Genomic DNA, 24,232 nt, shown 5'->3' with positions numbered 1-24,232 from the left:
GCCGTACGGCGGGCGCCCTACGCGCCGATCGCGTGCACGCCGCCGTCGACGTGCACGATCTCGCCGGTCGTCGCCGGGAACCAGTCCGACATGAGCGCGAGGCAGGCCTTGGCCGCCGGGACGGTGTCGGTCAGGTCCCAGCCGAGCGGCGCCTTCTCCGGCCAGCTCTCCTCGAACTCCTTGAAACCGGGGATGCTCTTGGCCGCCATGGTGCGCAGCGGGCCGGCCGCGACCAGGTTCACCCGGATGCCGTGCTTGCCCAGGTCGCGGGCGAGATAGCGGGCGCAGGACTCCAGACCCGCCTTGGCGACGCCCATCCAGTCGTAGACGGGCCATGCCTTGGTCGCGTCGAAGTCCAGGCCGACGACCGCGCCGCCCTCCTTCATGAGGGGCAGGCAGGCGACCGCCAGCGACTTGAACGAGTAGGTCGAGACGTGGACCGCGGTGGCCACGTCCTCCCACGGGGTGTTCAGGAAGTTGCCGCCGAGGCAGCTCTGCGGGGCGAAGCCGATCGAGTGGACCACACCGTCGAGTCCGTCCAGGTGCTCGCCGACCCGGTCGGCGAGGGAGTCCAGGTGGTCGGTGTTCTGCACGTCCAGCTCGATCACCGGCGGCGGCTCCGGGAGCCGCCTGGCGATGCGCTGGACCAGGCTGAGCCGGCCGAACCCGGTCAGCACGATCGTGGCGCCCTCCTCCTGGGCCAGCTTGGCCACCGAGAAGGCGATCGAGGCGTCGGTCAGGACGCCGGTGACCAGGAGTCGTTTGCCTTCAAGGATTCCCATGAATGCCGTCCCTCGTGAGTGTGGGGTCGTTGTGTTCCGGCGGGCGGGGGGCCGCCCGTCTCCCGTCTTCGCTCCGAAGGCGGGAGGCCGCTCCCCGGCGGGGGCGGGGAGACGCTGTCAGTGGCCCATGCCCAGGCCGCCGTCGACGGGGATCACGGCCCCCGTGATGTAGGCGGCGTCCGGGCCCGCCACGAAGGCGACCACCTTGGCGATCTCCTCGGCGGTCGCCTGCCGGCCGAGCGGGATGTTCTTGCGGATCTGCTCCTGGTAGGCCTCGTCCAGCGCGGCCGTCATGTCGGTCTCCACGAAACCGGGGGCGACGACGTTCACGGTGATGCCGCGCGAGCCCAGCTCCCGGGCGGCCGAGCGGGCGAAGCCGATCATCCCGGCCTTGGAGGCGGCGTAGTTGGTCTGCCCGGCCGAGCCGAGCATCGCCACCACCGAGGAGATGAGCACGATCCGGCCGCGCCTGAGCCGGAGCATGCCGCGGGTGGCGCGCTTGGCCACCCGGTAGGCGCCGGTCAGGTTGGCGTCGATGACGTCGGTGAAGGTCTCCTCCTTCATCATCGGCAGCAGCGTGTCCTTGGTGATGCCGGCGTTGGCCACGAGAACCTCGACCGGGCCGTGCTCGGCCTCGGCTTTCTCGAACGCGGCGTCGACGTCGGCCGTGCTGGTCACATCGCACCGCACGCCGAACAGCCCCTCCGGGGGCTCTCCGGAGCGGTAGGTCACGGCGACGGCGTCACCGGCCTGGGCGAGTTCACGGGCGATCGCGAGGCCGATACCGCGATTGCCACCGGTTACGAGAACAGATCGGGCCATGGAACCGACGCTATCGGCTACCCGGCGGTAGTCCTCTTGTCCGTGAGGGACAAGATCACAGGGCTAGGATCGTTGACATGCGCCAGATCGATCCCGACTTCCTCGCCCTGCCCATGAGGCGGATGGCGGACGCGGCCCTGCAACGCGCCCGTGACCTCGGTGCCGAGCATGCCGACTTCCGGCTCGAGCGCGTCCGTGCGGAGACCCTGCGCCTGTCGGACGCCAAGCTCGAGGGCTCCATCGACGCCGACGACCTCGGCTACGCCGTACGGGTCGTCAAGAACGGCACCTGGGGTTTCGCCGCAGGCATCGAGCTCACCCCCGAGGCCGCGGTGAAGGTGGCCGAGCAGGCGGTGGAGGTCGCCGTCATCTCCGCCGCCGTCAACCGCGAGCCCATCGAGCTGGCTCCCGAGCCCGTCCACTCCGGCGTCACCTGGGTGTCGGCCTACGAGGTCGACCCGTTCGACGTGCCGCTGCCCGACAAGGTCGCACTGCTCGCCGACTGGTCGGCCGGCCTGCTGAAAGACCCGCGGGTGGACCACGTCCAGGCCTCGCTCATGCAGGTCAAGGAGCAGAAGTTCTACGCCGACACCGCCGGCACCTCCACCACCCAGCAGCGGGTGCGCCTGCACCCGGAGCTGGAGGTCATGCGGGTCGAGGGCGGCCTGTTCGATTCGATGCGCACGATCGCCCCTCCGGTCGGCCGGGGTTACGAATACCTCACGGGGACCGGCTGGGACTTCCCCGCCGAGCTCGCCACCCTCCCCGAGCTGCTGGCCGAGAAGCTCAAGGCGCCCTCCGTCGAGGCGGGCGTCTACGACCTGGTCATCGACCCCTCCAACCTCTGGCTGACGATCCACGAGTCGATCGGGCACGCCACCGAGCTCGACCGCGCCCTCGGCTACGAGGCGGCCTACGCCGGCACCAGCTTCGCCACCTTCGACCAGCTCGGCAGCCTGGTGTACGGCTCGCCGGCGATGAACGTGACCGGCGACCGCACGGTCGAGCACGGCCTGTCCACCATCGGCTACGACGACGAGGGCGTGGCCACCCGGCAGTTCGACATCGTCTCCGGCGGCATCCTGGTCGGCTACCAGCTCGACCGGCGGATGGCCCTGATGCAGGGGCTGGGCGCCTCCAACGGCTGCGCCTTCGCCGACTCCCCCGGCCACATGCCGATCCAGCGCATGGCCAACGTCTCGCTCCAGCCCGCGCCGGGCGGCCCCTCGACGGAGGAGCTCATCTCCGGCGTGGAGCGCGGCGTCTACATCGTGGGCGACAAGAGCTGGTCCATCGACATGCAGCGCTACAACTTCCAGTTCACCGGGCAGCGGTTCTACCGCATCGAGAACGGCAGCCTGGCCGGGCAGCTGCGTGACGTCGCCTACCAGGCGACCACGACCGACTTCTGGCGCTCGATGGAGGCCGTCGGCGGCCCGCAGACCTACGTGCTGGGCGGCGCGTTCAACTGCGGCAAGGGCCAGCCCGGCCAGGTCGCCCCGGTCAGCCACGGCTGCCCGTCGGCGCTCTTCCGCGGCGTCCGCGTCCTCAACACCGTGCAGGAGGGCGGGAAGTGAGCGAGCAGGCCGGCAAGCAGAGCACTCTGGCGAATGCCTCGACGAGCCACCAGGCGAGGAGCGGAATGAGTCCCCAGGAGATGATCGAGAAGGCGCTGGAGCTGTCCACAGCCGACGACACCGTCGTCATCGTGGACGAGGGTTCCAGCGCCAACCTGCGCTTCGCGGGCAACACCCTCACCACCAACGGCGTCGCCCGCTCCTCCCAGCTGACCGTGATCTCGATCGTCGGCAGGGGCGTGGGCGTGGTCTCGCGGGCGGCGGTCCGTCCCGACCAGCTCGCCGACATCGTGGCCGCGGCCGACCACGCCGCCGAGGACGCGCAGCCGTCGGAGGACGCCCGGCCGCTGCCCTCCGGCACGGTCTCCGCCGACTGGGACGTCCCCGCCGAGCCCACCACGATCGCCGTCTTCGGCTCCTTCGCCCCCGCGCTGGGCGAGGCCTTCGCCGCAGCAGAGGCGGGCGGGCGCAGGCTGTACGGCTTCGCCGAGCACATCGTCACCACGACCTTCGTGGGCACCTCCGCCGGGGCCCGGCTCCGGCACACCCAGCCCACCGGCCGCCTGGAGCTGAACGCCAAGTCGCCCGACATGAAGCGCTCGGCCTGGACCGGGGTGGCCACCCGCGACTTCACGGACGTCGACGTGACGGCGCTGGACGCCTCGCTGGCCCGGCGGCTGGAGTGGGCCAAGAACCGCATCGACCTGCCCGCGGGCCGGTATGAGACGCTGCTGCCGCCGAGCGCTGTGGCGGACCTGATGATCTACATGTACTGGACGGCCGGGGCCCGCGACGCCCTGGAGGGCCGCACCGTCTTCTCCAAGCCGGGGGGCGGCACCCGCGTCGGGGAGAGTCTCTCCGGCATCCCCGTCCGGCTGTACAGCGACCCGGCCGCCGCGGGCATCGAGGCCTCGCCGTTCGTGGTCGCGCACGCCTCCAGCCGGCAGAGCTCGGTCTTCGACAACGGGCTGCCGCTCACCCCGACCGACTGGATCGCCGACGGCACCCTGGCGCGCCTGGTCCAGACCCGCCACTCGGCCGAGCTGACGGCGATGCCCGCGACCCCCGCGATCGACAACCTGATCATGGAGGGCCCGTCCGGCGGGAGGTCCCTGGAGGAGATGATCGCCTCGACCGAGCGGGGGCTGCTGCTCACCTGCCTGTGGTACATCCGCGAGGTCGACCCGCAGACCCTGCTGCTCACCGGCCTGACCCGTGACGGCGTCTACCTGGTGGAGAACGGCGAGGTCGTCGGGGAGGTCAACAACTTCCGCTTCAACGAGAGCCCGGTCGACCTGCTCGGCCGCATCACCGAGGTCGGCTCGGGCGAGCAGACCCTGCCGCGCGAGTGGAACGACTACTTCACCCGCACGGTGATGCCGGCGGTCCGGGTGCCGGACTTCAACATGTCGACGGTCAGCCAGGCCAGCTGAGAGGGCGGCCCCCGGGCGGGCGTCAGCGCTGGACGAGCGGGATGGTGTGCACCCGCCCCCAGCGCTTGGCGGTCACCACGCGGGCCGTGGCGTCCGCCAGGTCGTAGACGACCGACCAGCGGGTGTGCCCCTGGGCGACCCGCTGGAGCAGGGCCATCCCGTCCCGCCAGCTCCGCGCGGCGGGAAGGCCCTCGTCGAGCTCGCGGTAGCGGGCGTCGGCCGCGCGCTCCCGCTCGCCGGTCCCGGTCATGGTGAAGTTGGTCAGCACCCGGTCGTCGATGACGCTGAGCCTGCCCTCGGCGTACTCGACGACCGCCGATCGCCCGGTGGCGTCGGCGATGAGGTAGTGGAGCTGCGGGCCCCCGGTGAAGTCGACGTCGTAGCGGCGCACGATGGCCAGGGCCTCCTCCACGGTGGCGGCCCTGTCGAGGATCATCCGGATGATCCGTACGCTGCCGAGGGCCGGGCGGCCGGCCGTCCGGGGCGGGAGCTCGCCGTCGGGGACCGCGGCCATGCCGACGGCCAGTCCTTTGTCGTTGACCCCGTCGAACGGGATGAGGACGGCGTGGGCCATCCGGCGGCGGGCGCGCGGGTCGTCCAGGTCGGGCGGAGTCGCGCTGCCGAGCGCGTAGGACAGGTCGACCAGGGAGAGGGAGGCGTGGCCGCCGGGCGGGTCGGCATGCACGACCATCGCCGGGCTGGGGTTCCAGTCGAAGTTCCGGCCGAACAGCGGCCGGTCTCCCGGCCCGGCGGCGGGCAGGGAGAACAGCGAGCACGCCCAGCCGTCGGCGGGCGCGGCGAGCTCCTCCTCGGTGAGCGGCGCCTCCACGTCGTAGGACCCGTGGAAGGTCATCTCGTACAGCGGGAGGTCGTCCACCCGCCGCAGGCTCTCGACCGTCCGGCGGATGTCGGCGGCGCTCTGCGTGAGAGGCCCTCCCCGCCGCTCGGTCCCGGTCTGCGTGGAGCCGGTCTGCGTGGAGCCGGCCGGTACGGCGTCGCGGGCCGCAGGTGCCGAGCAGCCTCCGGCCGTCAGCACGGCCAGCGCGGCCAGCACGGCGCCCAGGCTCTGGCGCGGGTTCCCCATGAGGATCAGTCTGCTTCACCGGGAGCCCGCCGTACAAGGTGTCGGCGGGAGGGCTCAGCCGTCCTCGAGGCGGAAGCCGACCTTCATGCCGACCTGGAAGTGACCGATCTCGCCGTCGACGATGTGGCCGCGGACCTCGGTCACCTCGAACCAGTCGAGGTGGCGCAGGGTCTGCGAAGCACGGCGGATGCCGTTGCGGATGGCCGTCTCGAGGCTCTCCCCCGACGTGCCGACTATCTCAGTCACCCGATACGTTCGATCTGTCATGTTCCCTCCTTACCCGGAAGCCACGAGCACATGACCGTTCGCGCCCGATCGATCAGAGGTCTACGTTGGAAAGTGTGAAGGGGTGGCACAGGCATCAGGTGGTTCACCAGGTGACCGATGCCCGGCCCTCGCTGAGCGAGGACATCGGCAGACGGGAGCGGAACTACCTGATCAAGATGGGGATCCGGCTGCTCTGCCTGGTCCTCGCCTTCACCGTGCCCGCTCCCATGCCCGTGCGGATCCTGCTCTTCGCCGGCGCCGTCTTTTTGCCGTACGTTGCCGTGATCGGGGCCAACGCCCCCCAGCGCAGACCCTCCGCCGACTCCGGCTTGACCGAGACCGGCCAGAACGAGATCCCACGGCACCGACGCGAGATCGGGTCGTGACTAAGTCTTGACGCATCTCAGGGGTTGTAGGTGTACGCTTTAGACAAGTGCCCTGGTCCCCCGTCGGGGCACGTGCCGGCGTTCCGGGCCCCCGTCGGAACGCCGATGAAGCGGCGCCGGGTGGTTTGCCCCCGTAACCACCCGGCGTCGCCCTTTTCTCCAGGTTTTCGCGCGGCCCAGCCCTCGTCGCCGCCGGGCTCTACTGGTCGCCCAGGGTCTCGGTGGTCGCCCGCTCCCAGTCGCCCGCCATCCTGACCAGCCGCTCCACCGCGTCGGGCGGTGCAGTACCCGCTCCCTGCGCCAGGCCCAGCAAATAGGCCGTCAGCGGCGCGGCGGGGCGGGCCACACCGTGGGCGACCTCCTTGGTCAGGTCGAGCAGCACGTCCCGGTCCACCTTCGCCGGGTCGACGCCGAGCTCTCTGCAGACCAGCGCGGTCCACTCCGCCAGCACGTTCACCTTCTGCTCCTCACATGCTCCAGATCGTCCAACGTGTCGCAGTCGAACCACGGCTCCCCGGCGAGATGGACCGGGACCGGGTCCAGCGGGCCGAGGAGACCGTGCAGCGACCGCCCCCGGTAGCCGTCGAGCGCCTCGGCGAGCACCGCCGTGCGCCAGGCCCCGGCCAGCCACTGCATCCGCCCGGTGTCGTCGACGAGCACCGCTCCCGCGCCGCCGAACTCGCCCGCCGCCTCGAGCAGGGCCGAGACGTGCCCTGCGGCCAGGAGCGGCAGGTCCGCGGCGAGCAGCACCACCCACGGAGCCGTCACCTCCGCCAGTCCTGCCCGCAGCGCCGGAACCGGCCCGCCCCCCGGCGGGTCCTCCTGAAGGAGGATCGCGTGGTTCAGGCCGGGACGCGCGGGGCCCACCACGACCAGCCGGTCGGCCCCGGACGCCGCCCCCGCGACCCGCTCGATCATCGGCATGCCGCCGACCACCATGCCGGGTTTGTCCCGCCCGCCGAGCCGTGAGGCCCGCCCGCCCGCGAGGATCAGCGCGTCGTAGCCGCTCATGGTCCGAGGCTAGCCGCCCAGCCGATCACACCTCGCACCGGGCTCGCGTGATCTCCGTCTGGCAGGACCCGGACGTGGAGGGTCCGCCGACGACCGTCTGGCGAGGCGCTGCTAGTGAGCCGGTCTTGAGATCCTGTCGCAGTAGCGGCAGATACGGTCGATGATCTGGTCGGCAGTCTTGGTCCACCGGAACGGCTTGGCATTGTCGTTCCAGAACGCGATCCATTCCTCCAGAGCGGTCGTCAGCGCCCCCAGGGAGCAGAACACCCCACGCTCCAGGCAGCGTCGCTGCAACTCGGCGAACCAACGTTCGACCTGGTTGATCCACGAGGCATAGGTTGGGGTGAAATGCAGCGTGAAGCGTGGATGGGCCAGCAGCCAGCGGTGCACCAGCGGCGCCTTGTGCGCCGCGAGGTTGTCGCAGATCACATGGACCTGCAGGTCGGGTTCGACCTGCAGGTCCATCTCGGCCAGGAAGTCGCGGAAGTCGATCGCGCGGTGCCGGGCCGACAGTTTGCTGATCACCTGGCCGGTTGCGGTGTTCAGCGCGGCGAACAGGTCCACAGTGCCGTGCCGGATGTAGTCGAAGCTGCGCCGCTCCGGGGTCCCGGGCAGCATCGGTAGGACGGGCGCAGTCCGTTCCAGGGCCTGGATCTGGGGTTTTTCATCCATCGAGAACACCACCGCGCCGGCCGGCGGGGCCAGATACAGTCCGACCACGTCCCGGATCTTGTCGATCAGCAGCGGGTCCGGGGAGATCTTGAAGTCCTCGGTCCGCCACGGTTGCAGGCCGAACGCCCGCCAGATCCGCAGCACACTGGTCGGGGAGATGCCCACCTTCCGGGCCAGCTCGCGTTTGGACCAGTGGGTGGCTCCGGCAGGGACTTCTTCCAGCGTGCGCACTACCACCTCCTCGACCTGGGCGTCGGTGATGGTGCGCGGCACGCCGGGCCGGGGCTCGTCATGCAGTCCGTTCAGCCGGGCGGACAGGAACCGGCTGCGCCAGCGGGCCACGGTTTTACGGTGGATCCGTAAGCGTCCGGCCACCGCCATGTTGCTGCCGCCCTCGGCGCAGGCCAGCACGATCCGTGCCCGCAGTGCCAAGCCCTGCGCGGTCGTACGGCGTTTCACCCACCCCTGCAACGTCGAGCGTTCGAGCTCGGTCAGCACCAGCGGCTCCAGTCGTGGATCACTCATCCCTCCAGCAGAACGCGGCGCGGAGGTCTCGTCACCTCGCGCTGCGGCCTGAAACACAATTCACCTCATGTGGTGACACCACAGCTCAAGACCGGCTCACTAGCCGCCGATGGCCGACATCGGACGAGACGGCTGCAGGAACGAGGGATCGTCGATGCCGTGTCCGGCCTTCTTGGTCCGGACCGCCGCCGTCCAGCGCTCGGCGAGCTCGTCGTCGGAGGCCCCCGCGCGCATCGCCCCCCGCAGATCGGACTCGTCGGTGGCGAACAGGCAGTTGCGGATCTGGCCGTCGGCGGTGAGCCGCACCCGGTCGCAGGCGCCGCAGAACGGCCGGGTGACCGAGCCGATCACTCCGACCCGGGCCGGACCGCCGCCGACGAGGAACAGCTCCGCGGGAGCGCTGCCACGCTCGGCGGTGTCGTCCTCGGCCAGGTCGAAGGCGTCCTTCAGCATCACGAGGATCTCGTCCGCCGTGATCATGTTCTCCCGGCGCCAGCCGTGCTGGGCGTCCAGCGGCATCTGCTCGATGAAGCGCAGCTCGTATCCCCGCTCCAGGCAGTAGCGCAGCAGCCCGGCGGCCTCGTGGTCGTTGATCCCGCGCATCAGCACCGCGTTGACCTTGACCGGCCGGAGCCCGGCGGCGTCGGCCGCGGCCAGGCCGTCCAGCACGTCGGCCAGCCGGTCGCGGTGGGCGAGCTTCTTGAACGTCTCCCGGTCGAGGGTGTCGAGCGAGACGTTGACCCGGTGCAGGCCGGCCTCGGCGAGCGGGGCGGCCAGCCGGGCCAGCCCGATGCCGTTGGTGGTCAGGGAGACCTGGGGGACGGGCGTGAGCGCGACGGTGCGGGCCACGATGTCGACCAGCTCACGACGGAGCAGCGGCTCACCGCCGGTGTAGCGGACCTCGGTGATGCCCAGGCGCTCCACGCCGATCGTCACCAGCCGGACGACCTCATCGGCGGTCAGCAGCTCCGGCTTGGGGAGCCAGTTGAGCCCTTCCGGAGGCATGCAGTACGAACAGCGCAGGTTGCACCGATCCGTCAGAGACACCCGAAGATCGGTCGCCACCCGCCCGAACGAGTCCTGCAACACGGGGCGTCCCCTCCATCCATCCTGGCCTGACAGGAAGCCAGCCTACGGCCGCCCGCCCCTCTCGCCCAAACACATGTTCCATCCGCTGACAACAGTCCCGCCGGACGGATGATTCCTTGGAGGATCACCCGAGCCGCGCCGCGCCCGGCCCGCCGTCACCGGCGGAGATGTGACCTGCCCCTGGGACAATAGGCCGATGTGACCGGATCATGGGGGTGGGACCTGCTGATCGCCGTGGTGATCACGCTGTCGGCCACCTGGCTGGTGCTGATCGCGGCGCTGGCCGTCGCGGCGCCGCGCGGCGGCCTGCTGCGTGAGGCGCTGCGGCTGCTGCCCGACGTGCTGCGCCTGGTGCGCCGCCTGGCCGCCGATCCCGAGCTGCCGCGCGGCGTGCGTGTGCGGCTGGCGCTGCTGCTGGCCTATCTCGCCTTCCCGATCGATGTGATACCCGACTTCATCCCCGTCCTCGGTTACGCAGACGACGCCGTCATCGTCATCGCGGTGCTGCGCTCGGTGGCCCGCCGCGCCGGACTGCACGCCGTACGGCGGCACTGGCCCGGCACCGACGAAGGCTTCGCCGCCCTGGTCCGGGTGGCCGGACTCGGCGAGCCGCCCACGGCCTCTTGACGAATCGCGCTTCGGCCCCGCACCGCCCTCAGCCGTACAGTCGACGATCTGGCCGGCGCCGGCTGACGGCCCGCCGTCGCCCGGGAGCCGCCTGGGCGGAAGGGCGGTGGATCACTGCGCGGTGCGCCCGTCACCGGGTCCGCCGACGGCTGCGGCCACGGTTACGGCTGGGACGGGGTGCCCTTCGAGGCGCTCCACCAGGTGCAGGTCGACCTCCGAGTGGCGGCGGGAGCGGTTGGGCAGAGTGTTGGTGACCAGCACGATCAGGCAGCCGAGTCCGGCGTACAGGCCCAGTGTCAGCAGCGGGCCGCTGATGTCGGCGGTGGGAAAGTACATGCTGTCGCGCACTGCGCTGACTCCGGCGCCGGGCGGTAGCGCCTGGCCGATGGCGCGGGCGGGGTCGGGCAGGAACTCGGGCAGGACGCCGGCGCCGGAGATGACGGTGCCGACGGTGAAGTAGCCGAGGCCCAGGAGCGCGCCGGCCGGGCCGATGAGCGCGACCGCCCCGGCGGTGGAGGCGGTGATCGCCAGGGAGATCAGGGTGAACTCGGCCAGCAGCCGCCCGGCATCGGCGCCGGTGCCGACGTCGAACCAGCTCATCGTCCACAGCACCACCGCGGCCGAGCCCAGAGCGTAGACGACGAGCGTGGCCACATGTCCCAGCCCGCGCTGGTGGGAGCGGGGCGTGAGGGGGATGAGCCGGCCCAGGCCGGTGGAGGCGATGGTGCCGCCCAGGACCAGCGCCTGGACCAGGAAGCCGAGGGCGGCGCCGTTGCGGTCGGCGGCGGGCAGGGGGACGACGTCGGTGACGGCCGGTGGGGCGGTCAGCGCCGCGACGGTGGCGGCGGGGACCGGCCGGCCCTGGTCGACGAGGGTTCGGACCTGCTTGCCGGTCTGCTCGGCGATGGCGGTGATGAAGGTGGTGCGCAGCAGATTCGCCGCCGACGGCCCGGCGGCCGAGGCGAGGTACAGGGTGGGGCGCTCGGCGGTGAGGTCCACGCCGCCGTAGACGTCCTTGCCGCGGATGGCGCCGGTGAGCCGTTGCGGTGAGTCGTAGACGGTGACGGCGAACGCGCCGTCCTTTTCCAGCTGTGCGGTCAGCGCCTGCCGCTGGGCGGGAGCGCCGACCACACCGACCGGCAGGTCGTGCGGGGAGGGAGCATGCCCGACGCTGAGGTAGTAGGCGTTGAGTGCGAGCTGCAGCATGATGCCCAGGACGGACACGGCCAGGGCGAAGCGCGTGAACTGCCGAGCCGAGGTGATGCGGCCGGTGTCGGTTTGACGGCGCGCGGGCTCGGGCGCGGTGGCGGAGGTCGGCATGGCGGCGGGCTCTTTTCCGTGACGGAACACGAACATTCTGTCACGGACAGTAGCAATTGTGTGACAGGCCGTTTCCCTGGCCCGCTCCTCGCCGCCCCGGCCGGCTCTCGGGAGGAGAACCGGCCGGGGCCCCGACGGCTACTCGATGGAGCAGATGGGAGCACCGTCGTAGAAGCAGGTGGCGTTCTCGACGCTGGAGAACTTCGTCCACTTGAACGCGGAGACCCACTGGCTGCTCGTGCCGCCCCACCGCTCGACCTTGTAGCGCTGCTCCACCATGACGGCGTCGGTGTCCCAGTTCCTCCCGTTGATCTGGTCGTCGGACTTGCCGGAAGGCAGCCAGTAGGTCCGGCAGTTGTAGGTCGCCCCGCCGTCGACGGAGCACCGCTCGTTCAGATTGGAGCCGGAGAATGTAGCGATCTTGACGGTGTACCCGGAGGAGAGCCGGTTGGTGACGTCACCGTCCAGCGCGCCGGCCTGGGCCTGTGCCGGGCTGAGGATCGCGGCGGGAAGGCTCACGCTCGCGATGGCGAGAACCGTCATCAGCCTCTTCTTCATCTCTATCTCTCTTCCTTGGGGATCCCTGGTCGTTTCGACACGAGATGTGGAATTTCCTCTTACCTGATGTGAAAGGCTGCCCTGCCCGCTGATCAACCCGCAAGCGATCGCGCCGATGCGGGACACCCGGGACAGTGGAGCGGCCGCCGACCTGGGGTGATCCGAAGCCCGTGGGACAGCGACCGGGTGGGGAACGGGCCGCCGGGAGGGCGCCGGGCTCCGTCGAGGATGTGCCGCCACCGGCTCAAAAGCCGATCGGCGAGCGCGGCTTCCCGGGCAGCGGATCCCGCCCCTTGCGGCGTCCGCCAGGACCGCTCCGGAGATCGGCCCGGGAGGACGTGATGACTCATGCCACAGGGCGGGGCCCGTTCAGGGTGCCCCCGGCGTCCTGACGGGAGGCGGCACCGGTCGCACCGGCGCCGTCGAACGCGCCGGGGACCGCAGGCCCGGGCCGGTCACGCAGGACCGCCGCCGAACCCGATCTCGTTCCCCTCGGGGTCGCGGTAGATGACCTTCCGCACGCCGTTGGAGTAGGTCTCCCGCTCCGCGGGGTCGAGCCCTCGCTCGGTGATCTGCGCGACGCGCGTGTCGAGGTCGTCGACGAAGAGCGTGTGCATGGCGTGACCGGCGTGCCCGGGCCGGTGCTCGACGAACACGAACCGGTGCTCCGCGAGCTCCCACACCGCCTCGGTGTCGTTGGGGAAGAACGTCGGCGGGGAGCCCAGCAGCCGTTCGTACCATTTCAGGGCCGCCGCGTACTCGCCGACCGGGATTCCTGCGAACAAGTCGAGGGCCATGCCGCGATCCTACGGAACCCCGTGCGCTTCGCCCGGTTCCCATGCCCCCGCAGGCCCGGCCGTGCCCGGATCATCACATACGCCCAGCCGATGGGCAACGGCCGCCGTGCCGCTCCAGCCCGGGAAAGCCGGGAGCTCCGCAAGAGCACGTTCCGGACACATGACTAGCCGGCCGTGAAGGCCCCGTCCAGGACGCTCCGGTAGACGGCGAGCGTCTCCTCGGTGGTCCGGTTCCAGCTCAGCCGTTTCCGGACGAACCGCTCGCCCTCGACCGCGAGCGACTCCCGCGCCCCCGGGTCCGCCATGAGCTCGATCACGACCCTGGCGATGTCGTCCGGATCGTCCCCGCGTACGAAGCGTGCCGCGGGACGGGCCGGGTCGCCGAGAAAGATCCGGGAGAAGCCGTGACCGAGGATCGTCGGCTTCCCCATGGCCATGGCCTCGGTCGCCACCAGGCCGAACGGTTCGAAAAGCGAGGGGAAGACGCAGGCGTCGGCCATCTCGTAGTACTCCAGCAGGTCCTCGCCACCGACCCACCCGCCGGATGTGCGGACGTGCCCGGCCAGCCCCGCCTCGGTGACGATCCGCTGCACACCCTCCTCATCGCCCTCGCCGACGATCACCAGGCGCAGCCCCGGCACCGCGGCGACGATCCGCGGCATGGCCTCAAGCAGCTGGTAGATCCCCTTCTGCCGTTCGATCCTGCCGACGAACAGCAGAGCCGCGTCACCGGACCCGATGCCGAGCCGGGCGCGCAGGCCGTCGGCTCGCGCCCGCAGCGCCTCCGCTCCCGGCCCGTCCCCGGTGAGCAGCCGCTCGAACGTGCCGCCCAGGCAGACCACTTCGATCGACGAGCGGTCCCAGCCGGCGGCGGCGAGCTGGTCGCGCACCTCCGGGGTGGGGACCACGATCCGGCGGGCGACGCGCGCCAGCCACCGCTCGACCACGGCGAACAGTCCCCTCGCCCCTGCGGTGCCGTGGCTGCGGTTGACGCCGTACTCGGTGGTGTGAACGTGGAAGACGACGGGGAGCCGCAGCAGGTGGTGGCAGAGGAGGCCGGCGAGGAAGTTGGTGGAGTCGTGCACCACCACCAGGTCGGGCCGCCCGTTCCGCCCGGCGGAGAGCAGACGCAGGAAATACCGCCAGTTGCTGACCACGACGTTCAGCGCGAGCAGGGCGAAGTCGAGCCTGCGGGTGCGGTTGAGCCGGCGGCGACGGCTGATCGCGCCGAATATCCGGTCTCTCGGCCGGTGAACGACCACGCCTCCGACGCGCTCGAAGGCCGGCAGGCGGCCGTCGTTGAGCGTGAAGACGATCAGGCGGTGCCCCTCGGCCATGCGGGGGGCGATCTCCGCGATGTAGCGGCCGAGCCCCGCGGTGATGTTCGGCGGGAACTGGTTGATGATGTGAGCGATCTTCATCGCCGGACCTCCGAATGGCGGACGCTCGGCGTCTGCGCCCGCGGCCGGTACACCCGGGCGGAGACGATGACCACGACCGCGATGAGAGCGAGATTGCACAGGATGAACGCCACCAGCCCGCCGACCAGGCCCTGCCAGGCGATGAGCGCGGCCTGGCAGGCGAGCACGGGCGGCGCCGCGGCGGCCTGGGCGATGATGAGCGCCTTGGCGCCCCGCACCCCGTCCATCGACAGGGCCGCCGAGTAGAGGTTGAAGACCGTGTGGGCGCCGATGCCCAGGGCCGACAGGGCCATGAGGCCGAACGAGTACGGATACTCGTCCCGCAGGAGGAGGAAGAACACCGCGCTCGCTGCGAACGACAGCAGGGCCGTCGCCGCGAAGACGGCCGGGGACAGCCGCCCGATGCGCCGCAGCGCCGCGGAGGTGTCCATGACGGCCAGCGTGGGCAGCAGGACCAGGCCGATGCCGTCGGCGACCACCACTCCCAGGAGCCGCTTGGGAAAGTTGTTGTAGATCGAGTACACCCCGACCTCGGACGGGTCCGCCCAGTGGTTGAGGAAGATCACGTCCACGCCGAAGAGCACGGCGCTGAGGCCGCCGAGGGCGGTGAGGTAGGCGCCGTGCCGGTACAGCGAGCGGGCGAGCGGGCGCGACCAGGAGCGCGGGTCGATCCGGAAGCCGATCGCGGAGACGAGGGCGAAGAGCAGGTTCGTGCCGATCAGCGCCAGCAGGTACCAGTCAACGCTCCTGACGTCGAGCACGAACAGGCAGTAGGCCGAGACTCCCAGGTAGACGAAGGCAACGACGATCTTGAGTCCGGAGGTGAGGCCGTACTTCCGCAGGCCTCGCAGGAAGCTCTCTGTGAGGTAGTTCACCGCCATCGCCAGGGCGAGGGCCAGTGCGAGGCAGAGGGTGCGCAGGTCCACACCCAGCACGGTGGTCAGGGCGGGGGCGGCCAGGAGACCCGCCAGGGCCAGGCCTGTGCCCAGCACGAGGGTGGACAGCAGTGCCGTGGTGATCAGGGCGCGGTGTTCCTCCGTCCGGGCTCGCGGGAGTTCCTGGTACATGACGAAATGCAGGCTCATCACCATGCCGACGGTGACGATCAGCGCGATCGACAGGACCAGGGTGAAGCGCCCGAACTCGGCGGCGCTGACTCCCCAGGCGACCAGCAGCGTGGTCGAGGCCGAGACGCCGCTGGCGATCGCGTTGACGGCCATCGGGGCCGCGACGGCCCAGCGCCGCCCGCCGAGCCGGAGGGGCGTGCGGGAGGTCACCGCGCCGCCCCGGCGCAGAAAGGCAGCGATGCCGCCCCGGCGCCGGGAGATCACCGTGCCGCCCCGGTGCGGAGAGGCCGCCGCGCCGCCTCGGCGTAGGCGGCCAGGGTCCGCTCGGCCGTGCGGGACCAGCTGTAGCGCTCCCGCACGTACGCGGCGCCGCGGGCGGCGAGCCGCGCGGCCTCCGCCGGATCACCGAGGCAGTGCGACAGGGCGTCGGCCAGTTCACCGGGGCGGTCGCGCGCGTAGCGCAGCGCCCCGTCCCCCACAACCTCGGGAGAGTAGCCCGGGCCGACGACCACCGGCCGGGCCAGGGCCATGGCCTCCACCGCGACCAGCCCGAACGGCTCGTACACGGACGGGAAGGCGCACACGTCGGCGGCGAGGAAGTGCGCGAACAGCTCGGCCGAGTCGAGGAAGCGGTAGTCGGCGACCACGTGCTCGCCGGCGCCGGTCTCGTCGATCAGCTGCGCGACGGCCGCGTTGTCGTCGGTCTGCGGCAGCTGCGTGCCGATGATCACAATCCGCAGGTCGCCGTACTTCTCCGCCAGCAGCGGCACCGCCCGGAGGAGGGTGTGCACGCCCTTGTGCGGGGACAGGCGCCCGGCGAACACCACCAACCGGCCCTCACCGCCCGGCAGGTAGCGGCGCCGTACCCGCGAGGCGATGCGGGCGCGCTCGTCGCCGGGCAGCGCGGCCAGCCGCAGCAGCTCCGGCTCCTCGAAGCCGTGCGGCAGGACCCGCAGCCGCTCCCCCGGCCAGCCGCGGGCCGCGAGATCGTCGCGGACGCTCGCGCTCGGCACGATGATCAGGTCCGCCAGGCGGGCCTGCGCCGCCTCCACCGCGTCGAGACAGGCCGCCTGCAGGGAGGGGCCTGCGGACGGGTCGGCGTTGAGTTCCCGGGTGTGGACGTGGAAGACCACCGGCAGGCGGCCGAGCAGACGGCACAGGATACCGGCCGGGGAGCCCATCCAGTCGTGCACGGCGACGACCGTCCCGGACCGCTCGGCCCCGGGCCGGCCCGCCTCGGCGCGAAGGATGCGGCTCGCGACGCGCACGTTGAAGGCGAGCAGCCCGGCGATCCTGGCTGCCTGCCGGAGCACGCGCGGGGTGCGCGAGTTCCTGGCGTGGTCGCTGCTCGCCGTGGTCAGCCGGTGCAGCGTGACGTCGCCGCGGCGCTCGATCCGGGGCGACCGGCCCCTGCGGGCGGTGCCGTACACCGTGACGGGGACCCCGCTGCGGCGCAGGGCGTCCATCATGCGTTCGGCGTAGCGGCCGAGCCCGCCCACGACGTCGGGCGGGATCTCCGAGCAGACGACATGGACCCGGCGGAGGGTCCCGGGGCCGGAGGTCAGCTCGTGCATCGCAGGTACGCCCTACGGGTGAACTCCAGGTCGGCGGGGGTGTTGATGCCGCGGGCCTCGTCGGGGTCGGTGACCGGCACCACCGTGGTCCGCCAGCCGAGTTCCCGCGACAGGTACGGGAGGAACGGCAGGAAGTTGACCTCGCCGGTGACCGTCCCGGTCCTGGCCGCAGCCAGGTAGCGCGGCCAGGACTGGGCCAGCCCGTCCACGCTGAGGCAGAAGACGCCGACGTCGCTGAGCCCGCCGGGGCGGCACTCGTCCCCCTCCCTGGACATGCGCACCCGCAGCAGGGCCGACGAGTCCGCGTCGTATTCGTACTCGACGTAGGGGTCGGGCAGCGCGACCAGCGGAAGGGTGAGGCCCGGCCCTCCCGCGGCGGTGCTCTCGCGATGTGCCCGCACCACCTCGCCGACCGTCCGCGAGGACAGGTTCGCCTGGTCGCCCCAGACGACCAGCATCGCGTCGTGGCCCGCCCAGTACGGCACAGCGGCCCCGAAGACGGCGTCGCCCATGCCCGTGGGCTCCTCCTGGACGCTGACGGAGACCTCTCCCCGTTCGATCGCCTCGGCCGCCAGCCTCTGGAAGGGCGCCTTCCCCGCCGGGGAGAGCACCACGTGGACGTGCTCCGCCCACGGCGTGAGGCGGCGGCGCAGCAGGTCCCACACGGTGACGCCGTCGGCTATCTCCAGCATGATCTTCGGGATGCCGAGGCCGAGCCTGGACCCCTGCCCCGCCGCGGGGACCACCGCGCAGACACGTTCGTCACCCAAGGGTGTTCTCCTCCATGTCCGGAGACTCCATATCCGAAGCCTCCATGCCACTTATGCCGTCTGTATCGCTCATATCGCTCACGCCGAGAAGGGAGATGATCTCTTCCAGGTCCCGTACCGGCACCGCCCCGGCGGCCGGGGCGGTGCCGTGCACCTGGAGCGTGAGAAGACCCGCGCCGACGGCGGAGGCCACCCCGTGGGCGGAGTCCTCCAGCACGACGGCACCGGCGGGATCGACCGCCCACAGGTCGCACGCCTGCCGGTAGAAGCCCGGATCGGGCTTGCTGCACGCCACGTCGTCGGCGGTCAGCACGCCGCGGAAGTATCCGGTCAGCGCGCATGCCTCCAGGACGCGGGTGACCGAGTCGCGGCTCCCGCTGGTGACGAGGTAGGCCGCGTGCCCACGGTCGGCCAGGAGCGTCAGCAGCCGGTACGCCCCGGGCAGGACCGCCACCGCCCCGTCCCGGACGTACGCCCGGTACAACCGCTGCTTGCGCCTGATCACCCCCGTGACGAGGAGCGGATCCACGCCCAGTCCCTCCACCACCTGCCGGGTGCTCGCCCCCATGTGGGCGCTGTAGTCGAAGGAGCCGGGCAACTCGGGGGAGATCTCGGCAAGCGCGGCGCGGAAGGCGGCCTCGTGGGCGGGGGCCGAGTCGACGAGTGTGCCGTCCAGGTCGCACAACCAGACGCGCCGCCCGGCGAGCGCCGCGGCCGTGCGACGCGCGACCGCGTTCATCCGGCACCCAGCAGGGAGGTCTCGCCGACGATGCGGGCCAGCGCGGCCACCGTGCGGGTCCCGGAGTGCACACCGGGCCGCCGCGGGTCCTCCAGATCGGCCGTGATCCATCGTGCCCCCGCTCCGTCCCCGCAGTCCCCCAGCTCTCCGGAGCCCTCGGCGCCCTCGGCGCCCTCTGTCCTGACGGGTCCCGCGCGGTGACAGAGGACATGGGTGACCATGCGCCGCTCGTTGCGGGGATCGCCGAGGTAGCGCAGGGTTCGGTCGACGAGTGCGCGGGCGTCGAGGCCCTGGACGTCGTGGTCGTCCCTGACGTTGACGACGAACACCTTGGCGGTGGCGCGGCCGGCGGCGATCGCGTCGGCGATCCCGGGGGTGAGATAGCTCGGCAGCAGCGACGAGTGCGGTGTGCCGGGCCCGTACACGATCAGGTCGGCACGCACGATGGCGTCCCTGGCCTCCGGATTGAGGGAGACCTCGGCGCCGCCGCGGGCCAGGGCGCGTCGCCGGTGCTCGTCGGGGAGCGTTTCGAGTACCGCCCGCCGCCGCGGGGTGATCGGCCTGTCGAGGAGGAACAGGTCGGAGATGGCGACCGGGTCCTGCGGGGCGACGATGTCGGCCTCGTCCGCCAGGAGCCGGCCGTCCTTCTTGAGCGCCACCAGGAAGGCGTTCTCGCCGCCCGTCACGTTGACGAGCCGCGCCGGCGACTCGAACGTCTCGGTGCAGGAACGGATCGCGGCGTTGAAGTCCCGGCCCAGCCTCAGGTACGCACCCGCGAACACGAGGTTGCCGAGCGCGCAGTCCCCGAGATCGAGTCCGGGCCGGCCGTCGAGCATTCCCGTCATGACGCGGAGGTCGCGCACCACCGCTGCCCTCGTGTGCGGCGGCAGCATGCCGTACACCCTGCTCCGGGCCAGCCCGTCCACGAGGTCGTGGAGATCCTGCCGGGTGGCCCGGGCGGGCAGCCGGTGGTCGAGCACGCCCCTCAGCGCCGCCTGACGCGGATCGTCCCCGTGGAGGTGCAGCAGGAGGTTCTTGCGGAAGTCCGAGGGGCCGAGCATGCCCGGCAGGTAGCGGCGCAGCGCCCCGGTGGACTGCCCGTTGTCGTATCCGTTGATCACCACGGACAGACCGAGGTCCGGCACGCGCAGCAGGCCGCGGGCGATGCTGGCGCCGCCTCGCCCTCCGCTGAACAGGACCACCGACGCCCGGTCGAGGTACGGCGTGGTCATCGGACCTCCAGCGCAGGGTCGGCGTGTTCGCCGGAGACGGCGGGCACGGCCGGCGGCCGCAGCACGCCCAGGCGGAGCAGCCAGCGCCGGTATCCCAGGTAGCCCACGAACAGGGCCCGGTCGCGCGCCCCCCGCCAGAACCGCCACCCCCGGCTGCCGCCGCCGCGCTGCCGGTGTTCTATCGGGATCTCGATCCAGTCGTGGCCGGCCTCGACGACCCGGGCGGTGATCTCGGTCGAGCAGTTCATCCCGCCGGATTCCAGCGGCAGCGCGCGGAAGAGCGGGCCGTACACCACCTTGAAGATCGAGTTGAAGTCGCGGTACCGGGTGCGATGGAGCAGATTTCCGATGGCGCCGCTGAGCGCCGACCCCCACCGGTACGGCAGGCCGTCCGCCTTCCGGATCCTGGCCCCGGAGAAGGCCGCTCCTTCGCCGTCGCGGATGCGGTCGAGAAATCTACCCAGATTGGCGATCGGGAACTGACCGTCGGAGTCGAGTAGCACGACCCAGTCGAGGCGGGTGGCGGCGATCGCGGCGGCGATCGCCGCGCCCGCGCCGCGGTTGTGCTCGAAGCCCACCACGACGAGCTCGGGGCATCCCTTCCTCAGGTCTTCCAGGATCGCGCGGGTGGCGTCGGTGCTGCCGTCGTCGCAGACGACGATCTCCCACGCACCGATCGCCGGGTGGCCTTCCAGGTAGCTGCGCCACTCCTCCACCGCCGCCGCGATGTTGTCGGCCTCGTTGAAGGCGGGTGCCGCGACCGAGAGCCGGACTGTCCGGGATGCGATCGGGACTTGCGACATGTGCTCGCCCTTCGTGGTCATTCCGGGCCGCCGTCCGATGCGGCGCCGAGCAGGGAATCGATCCGGCGATTGATTGGGAGCGCTCCCACAAGCGTCACGGCGGAGCCGCCGGTCATGTGGAACCGCCTGCCGGTGCGACGCCGGGCAGGGAGTCGGCCCGACAGCCCACTGGGAGCGCTCCCAAAATGGTCATGACGGAGCCGCCGGTCATGTGGAACCGCCTGCCGGTGCGAGGCCGAGCAGGCGATCGATCCAGCGGTCTACTGGGAGCGCTCCCACAAGAACGATGGCGGGGACGTGGGCCAGGGTGAACAGAACGGTCGCCCCATAGGAGATCGGCCCGCCCGTGAAGATCGAAATGTGCGGCGCGTCGATGACCCGGGGCAGCTCTACCGGGTTGACGAGGAACCACATCAGGTCGAGGAAACCGGAGAACACGATGACGATGCCGTTCACCGCGATCTTCAGGCAGGCACCCGGACTTCCGCCCCCCAGCCGGTAGGCGGCCGCGACGGTGAGCACGATCCCGGGATAGAGGAGCAGGTAGACATGCGTGTAAAAGCTGTCGCCCTGGGCGCGCGCCACATCCCCGTAGTAGAAGTAGCTGATCCGAGGGATGACGTATCCGGTGAAGAACACGAAGGGGACGTACAACAGCCAGTGGAGGCGCGGCGCCGACCAGGGAAAGAACGCGATCGCCGCACACAGGCAGGCGAACGCGGCCAGCTTGACTCCGAGTTCCCATACCGCTTCTATCTCCCGGCCGTGCGGTGTGGCCAGCCACGTGAACGCGGCTCCGGCACTGCCGGCGACCAGGGCGACCCACCACAGGTGCCGCGCCCATGTCCGCTCCGACCTCAGGACGGCGCCCTGAGGATGCCGCGGAGATCCGGTGTCCGAAGCGCCGCCGCGGAGGAGGCCGAGGGAAGGAGTCCCCCTCTTTACTGCCATGACTTCAGCGCCTTTCTTCCGTCGCCAGCGCTCTGGCACCCTTTCGGACCTGAGACGCCGGCCGCCCCGCCGGGACCCGAGAGAAGATCACGTCCGCGGTGTGCGGTGGCCGAGGTGCCGAGTGGGGCGTGGACGGGGGGTGTTCGGCTCCGGCCCCTCCGGAGAGGTCCGGCTGATGGGTGAGACAGGGGGAGCACCGAGCGAAGGAGTGCCTCACTCGGCATTCCGCGAGAAAGTTGCCGCAAAAGATCATAGTGCTTTCAGTAACTTTCGGAAAGGCCCGACAATCCAGACTCTGCCGGAATGCATCCTTCCGTAAGTCCACACTGATGTCTCCCGAATTGGGCGAATCTTCTGGATCTAGATAACCCTATAAATCAGGACAAAAGGGTATTGTGGCAAGACTCGGGCATCGTCCGTCCGGGCGCTCCCCGGAGGCTGCGAGGGCATGGCGAGTGAAACGCGGACTCTCACCGCAGGTCCTCACAGGGCCGCCGCCACACCTCGTCACGTGGCGAGTCCGCGAGAGCACACGACGGGCCGACGGCCGCGACAGCGCGCACACCGGCAGGGCCTGAACGCGAGCCGTCAGGAGGTGCCGCCGATGCGCGAGGGCTGCGCCTCGAACCGTTCGGCGGCGGCGTGCGTACCGAGGTCACCCGCGGTTCCGGTTCCCGCGTGGCAGCCCTGACGATGACGTTCGAGCCCATCGAATCCGCCCGGCAACGCCGGCGCTTGGTCAACGCGCCCCGCATGGTCGCTGTCGTGCGTGCCGGAGCCCGCTTCGAACGCGGCGCACCCGTCGAACGTGACGGGATCGGCGCGGCATGACCGTCCATGCCGAACGCCCGCTGCTCTTCCTCGACGTCGACGGACCGCTTCTCCCGTTCGGCGAGGACCCGCAACACCCACCGCGGGGTACCGCACCGGATTCGCGCTTGGCGCGGCTCACCTCCGAGGTGGGGCGTCGGCTGGCGGCGCTGCCGTGCGAACTCGTCTGGGCGACGACCTGGGAAGAAGAGGCGAATACCGAGCGTTCGCGGTGAAGCGTTCACCGTCCGCTGAGGCTGTGGCGGCTCCGGTGCCGTGGCGGCAGAATGCTCGCATGCAGCCGATCTTCATCCTCGTGCACAGCCCGTCCGTCGGCCCTTCGACCTGGCATCCTGCCGCCGAACAGCTGACCGCGGCTGGACATCACGTGCGTGTGCCGTCGCTGCTGCACGTAGGTGCCGGTGATCCGCCGTTCTGGCCCCGGGTCGTCAGCGCCATCCGCAACGACCTCGAACGGCTTCCGGTCACCAGCCCCGTCATACTGGTGGCGCACAGTAATGCGGGTTTGTTCCTCCCGGCGATCCGCTCAGCCCTCGACCATCCGGTGACCGGCTCGATCTTCGTCGACGCCGCACTGCCGGCACGGACCGGGCCTACCCCTGTCGCCTCACCTGCGATGCTGGAGTTCCTCCGCCCGATGGCCGTGAACGGCGTGTTGCCCCGCTGGACCGACTGGTGGGACGAAGCGGACGTCGCGCCCATGTTCTCCGATCCGGAGATGCGGCGGACGGTCGTCGGGGAACAGCCCATGCTGCCGCTGTCCTACTACGAGCAACGCATCCCGGTCCCCGACGGCTGGGACGACCATCCCTGCTCCTACCTGCTGTTCGGCCCCCCGTACGACGACCTTGCCGCCGAGGCACGTGAACGCGGCTGGCGTGTGGCACACCTGCCCGGTGCGCACCTTCACCAGATCGTCGACCCCGCCGGCACCGCCCAGCACCTCATCGAACTCGCCGCCAGTCGTTGATCCACTTCTGAAACAGCCCCCGGCAGCGCACGCCCGATCCACTTCTCCGGCATGTGTGGAAGCTGTCGGAGACCCTCTTCACCCCTCCGGACTCCGCGATGCCCCCCTCGTTCGTACTGCTCGCGCTGGAATGCCACGGATGACGGATGTCACGACGACCCGGTCCGCGAGCGTGAGAACCGGCAGCGACACCACCGCGGAGAAGGCCGCGCAGCCCGCCCTGTCTTCTCCCGTCGCGCCCGTCCTGACCGGAACCGGCTCAAGAACGCCGGCCCAGCGGACCACTCAGTCGCCGTCCGCCCGAACGGCCCGACCCCAGCCCCGGCCACGGGTCACCCCCGGCTGTCGACCCTCTGGAACGTCCGGACGACCCGCTCGGTGATCTCGTCGACCCGGGCGTGGTCGAGGTCCCTCAGCCCGCCTGCGGTGACCTCGATCTCCTTGTCACCGTCGACGATCCTGACACTCACCTCTCCGGTCCGGGTGCGCAGCCAGGCGACCACCACCGCGGACGTCGAGGCGAGCGCGCCTCCCGATTCCAGCAGGACCTGCAGCGCCCCGGTGACCGGTCCCGGCGTCCCGGGATCGGGGGGCCGCTCCTCCATCACCACGCGTCCGCGCAGGTCCGTCTCCTCTTGCAGCCACGCGTACAGATCCCTGAGCTGGTCATCGCGCCCTGTCTCGGCGTTCACCATGACATGCATGACATTTCCCCCGTCTCATCTCCAACGTAGACAAGGGCACAGCCGCGAGTGAACTCCACCCCCGTCACGGCGCGGTAAAGAGGTCCCCTCACAGCGGCGTGAAGAGGTCCTCGGCATGGTCGGCGGCGCCGAGCCGGTCGCCCGCCTTTGCGCACTCTCGATACACGCCCGAGACGCAACATCACTGTGCGGAATCAGTGTCACCGATCCAGACCGAGGC

The 24,232-nt window shown here is 71.0% G+C and carries 26 protein-coding genes and 1 pseudogene; 7 read left to right on the top strand and 20 right to left on the bottom strand.

Annotated elements, in window-relative coordinates; genetic code table 11:
- Positions 1 to 17: 17 nt before the first annotated feature.
- Entirely contained in the window at positions 18 to 782 is a 765-nt protein-coding gene (gene fabI / locus HS041_RS35360) for an enoyl-ACP reductase FabI (protein WP_196445241.1), read from the bottom strand.
- A gap of 117 nt (positions 783 to 899) precedes the next feature.
- On the bottom strand, positions 900 to 1,604 hold the full coding sequence (gene fabG, locus HS041_RS35355) for a 3-oxoacyl-ACP reductase FabG (protein WP_196445240.1): 705 nt from the start codon (positions 1,602 to 1,604) through the stop codon (positions 900 to 902).
- 77 nt (positions 1,605 to 1,681) lie between these two features.
- Between fabG and HS041_RS35350 the strand changes: the two genes are divergently transcribed.
- Positions 1,682 to 3,181 carry a TldD/PmbA family protein gene (locus HS041_RS35350; protein ID WP_196445239.1) on the top strand — a complete coding sequence of 500 codons (1,500 nt, stop codon included), beginning with the start codon at positions 1,682 to 1,684 and terminating at the stop codon, positions 3,179 to 3,181.
- 65 nt (positions 3,182 to 3,246) lie between these two features.
- On the top strand, positions 3,247 to 4,614 hold the full coding sequence (locus HS041_RS35345; RefSeq protein ID WP_196445483.1) for a metallopeptidase TldD-related protein: 1,368 nt from the start codon (positions 3,247 to 3,249) through the stop codon (positions 4,612 to 4,614).
- Between the two features lie 22 nt (positions 4,615 to 4,636).
- On the opposite strand, the gene HS041_RS35340 is transcribed toward HS041_RS35345, so the two are convergent.
- Together HS041_RS35340 and HS041_RS35335 are read right to left on the bottom strand one after the other, a co-directional pair.
- A complete protein-coding gene (locus HS041_RS35340; protein ID WP_196445238.1) occupies positions 4,637 to 5,698 on the bottom strand; it encodes a linear amide C-N hydrolase in 1,062 nt (353 codons plus the stop codon).
- A 54-nt stretch (positions 5,699 to 5,752) separates the two neighbouring features.
- Positions 5,753 to 5,965, bottom strand: a complete 213-nt coding sequence (locus tag HS041_RS35335) for a dodecin (protein ID WP_184941372.1) — start codon at positions 5,963 to 5,965, stop codon at positions 5,753 to 5,755.
- A 110-nt stretch (positions 5,966 to 6,075) separates the two neighbouring features.
- On the opposite strand from HS041_RS35335, the gene HS041_RS35330 reads away from it, so the two are divergent.
- Entirely contained in the window at positions 6,076 to 6,351 is a 276-nt protein-coding gene (locus tag HS041_RS35330) for a DUF3099 domain-containing protein (protein ID WP_307845609.1), read from the top strand.
- A 199-nt stretch (positions 6,352 to 6,550) separates the two neighbouring features.
- On the opposite strand, the gene HS041_RS35325 is transcribed toward HS041_RS35330, so the two are convergent.
- From HS041_RS35325 to moaA, 4 genes are all read right to left on the bottom strand, one after another.
- Positions 6,551 to 6,808, bottom strand: a complete 258-nt coding sequence (locus HS041_RS35325; protein WP_196445236.1) for a DUF6457 domain-containing protein — start codon at positions 6,806 to 6,808, stop codon at positions 6,551 to 6,553.
- Positions 6,805 to 7,362, bottom strand: coding sequence for a molybdenum cofactor guanylyltransferase (mobA, locus tag HS041_RS35320; RefSeq protein ID WP_196445235.1), 558 nt, complete (start codon positions 7,360 to 7,362; stop codon positions 6,805 to 6,807). Before mobA ends, HS041_RS35325 begins: the two co-directional genes overlap by 4 nt.
- 111 nt (positions 7,363 to 7,473) lie before the next feature.
- Positions 7,474 to 8,559 (bottom strand): IS630 family transposase, encoded by a 1,086-nt coding sequence (locus HS041_RS35315; RefSeq protein ID WP_196438539.1) that lies wholly within the window; start codon positions 8,557 to 8,559, stop codon positions 7,474 to 7,476.
- 99 nt (positions 8,560 to 8,658) lie between these two features.
- The gene (gene moaA, locus HS041_RS35310; RefSeq protein WP_196445234.1) at positions 8,659 to 9,648 is read right to left on the bottom strand and encodes a GTP 3',8-cyclase MoaA; all 990 of its coding nucleotides are present in this window, start codon (positions 9,646 to 9,648) and stop codon (positions 8,659 to 8,661) included.
- 198 nt (positions 9,649 to 9,846) lie between these two features.
- Between moaA and HS041_RS35305 the strand changes: the two genes are divergently transcribed.
- Entirely contained in the window at positions 9,847 to 10,275 is a 429-nt protein-coding gene (locus HS041_RS35305; protein WP_196445233.1) for a YkvA family protein, read from the top strand.
- 111 nt (positions 10,276 to 10,386) lie between these two features.
- On the opposite strand, the gene HS041_RS35300 is transcribed toward HS041_RS35305, so the two are convergent.
- The 11 genes from HS041_RS35300 to HS041_RS35250 form a co-directional block, all read right to left on the bottom strand.
- Entirely contained in the window at positions 10,387 to 11,595 is a 1,209-nt protein-coding gene (locus HS041_RS35300) for an ABC transporter permease (protein ID WP_196445232.1), read from the bottom strand.
- Positions 11,596 to 11,733: 138 nt separating this feature from the next.
- Positions 11,734 to 12,153: a hypothetical protein gene (locus HS041_RS35295; RefSeq protein ID WP_196445231.1), complete on the bottom strand. Its 420-nt coding sequence runs from the start codon at positions 12,151 to 12,153 to the stop codon at positions 11,734 to 11,736.
- A 455-nt stretch (positions 12,154 to 12,608) separates the two neighbouring features.
- On the bottom strand, positions 12,609 to 12,950 hold the full coding sequence (locus tag HS041_RS35290; RefSeq protein ID WP_196445230.1) for a VOC family protein: 342 nt from the start codon (positions 12,948 to 12,950) through the stop codon (positions 12,609 to 12,611).
- Between the two features lie 164 nt (positions 12,951 to 13,114).
- On the bottom strand, positions 13,115 to 14,371 hold the full coding sequence (locus HS041_RS35285) for a glycosyltransferase family 4 protein (protein ID WP_196445229.1): 1,257 nt from the start codon (positions 14,369 to 14,371) through the stop codon (positions 13,115 to 13,117).
- Positions 14,368 to 15,648 (bottom strand): lipopolysaccharide biosynthesis protein, encoded by a 1,281-nt coding sequence (locus tag HS041_RS35280; protein ID WP_307845608.1) that lies wholly within the window; start codon positions 15,646 to 15,648, stop codon positions 14,368 to 14,370. The genes HS041_RS35285 and HS041_RS35280 overlap by 4 nt, the downstream gene beginning before the upstream one ends.
- 50 nt (positions 15,649 to 15,698) lie before the next feature.
- Positions 15,699 to 17,012, bottom strand: coding sequence for a glycosyltransferase family 4 protein (locus tag HS041_RS35275; protein ID WP_196445228.1), 1,314 nt, complete (start codon positions 17,010 to 17,012; stop codon positions 15,699 to 15,701).
- Positions 17,000 to 17,782, bottom strand: coding sequence for an NTP transferase domain-containing protein (locus HS041_RS35270; RefSeq protein WP_230880250.1), 783 nt, complete (start codon positions 17,780 to 17,782; stop codon positions 17,000 to 17,002). The genes HS041_RS35275 and HS041_RS35270 overlap by 13 nt, the downstream gene beginning before the upstream one ends.
- Positions 17,775 to 18,521, bottom strand: a complete 747-nt coding sequence (locus HS041_RS35265; RefSeq protein ID WP_196445227.1) for an HAD family hydrolase — start codon at positions 18,519 to 18,521, stop codon at positions 17,775 to 17,777. Before HS041_RS35265 ends, HS041_RS35270 begins: the two co-directional genes overlap by 8 nt.
- Positions 18,518 to 19,753 (bottom strand): 2-phospho-L-lactate transferase CofD family protein, encoded by a 1,236-nt coding sequence (locus HS041_RS35260; RefSeq protein ID WP_196445226.1) that lies wholly within the window; start codon positions 19,751 to 19,753, stop codon positions 18,518 to 18,520. The genes HS041_RS35265 and HS041_RS35260 overlap by 4 nt, the downstream gene beginning before the upstream one ends.
- Positions 19,750 to 20,556, bottom strand: coding sequence for a glycosyltransferase family 2 protein (locus HS041_RS35255; RefSeq protein ID WP_196445225.1), 807 nt, complete (start codon positions 20,554 to 20,556; stop codon positions 19,750 to 19,752). The genes HS041_RS35260 and HS041_RS35255 overlap by 4 nt, the downstream gene beginning before the upstream one ends.
- A 207-nt stretch (positions 20,557 to 20,763) precedes the next feature.
- Positions 20,764 to 21,546 carry a hypothetical protein gene (locus tag HS041_RS35250; RefSeq protein ID WP_307845607.1) on the bottom strand — a complete coding sequence of 261 codons (783 nt, stop codon included), beginning with the start codon at positions 21,544 to 21,546 and terminating at the stop codon, positions 20,764 to 20,766.
- 603 nt (positions 21,547 to 22,149) lie between these two features.
- On the opposite strand from HS041_RS35250, the pseudogene HS041_RS35245 reads away from it, so the two are divergent.
- From HS041_RS35245 to HS041_RS35235, 3 genes and pseudogenes are all read left to right on the top strand, one after another.
- Positions 22,150 to 22,338, top strand: a pseudogene (locus HS041_RS35245) (IS256 family transposase); the annotation flags it as partial.
- On the top strand, positions 22,335 to 22,553 hold the full coding sequence (locus HS041_RS35240; protein ID WP_196445223.1) for a hypothetical protein: 219 nt from the start codon (positions 22,335 to 22,337) through the stop codon (positions 22,551 to 22,553). The pseudogene HS041_RS35245 and the gene HS041_RS35240, both read left to right, overlap by 4 nt.
- A gap of 59 nt (positions 22,554 to 22,612) precedes the next feature.
- Positions 22,613 to 23,308 (top strand): alpha/beta hydrolase, encoded by a 696-nt coding sequence (locus HS041_RS35235; RefSeq protein WP_196445479.1) that lies wholly within the window; start codon positions 22,613 to 22,615, stop codon positions 23,306 to 23,308.
- 332 nt (positions 23,309 to 23,640) lie between these two features.
- Here the strand turns inward: HS041_RS35235 and HS041_RS35230 are convergent, their stop codons facing one another.
- Positions 23,641 to 24,012, bottom strand: coding sequence for an effector-associated constant component EACC1 (locus HS041_RS35230; protein WP_196445222.1), 372 nt, complete (start codon positions 24,010 to 24,012; stop codon positions 23,641 to 23,643).
- Between the last annotated feature and the right edge of the window lie 220 nt (positions 24,013 to 24,232).

The sequence above is a fragment of the Planomonospora sp. ID67723 genome (genome assembly GCF_015711605.1).
GTDB lineage: Bacteria > Actinomycetota > Actinomycetes > Streptosporangiales > Streptosporangiaceae > Planomonospora_A.
This window is presented reverse-complemented; position numbering and strand designations above follow the sequence as displayed.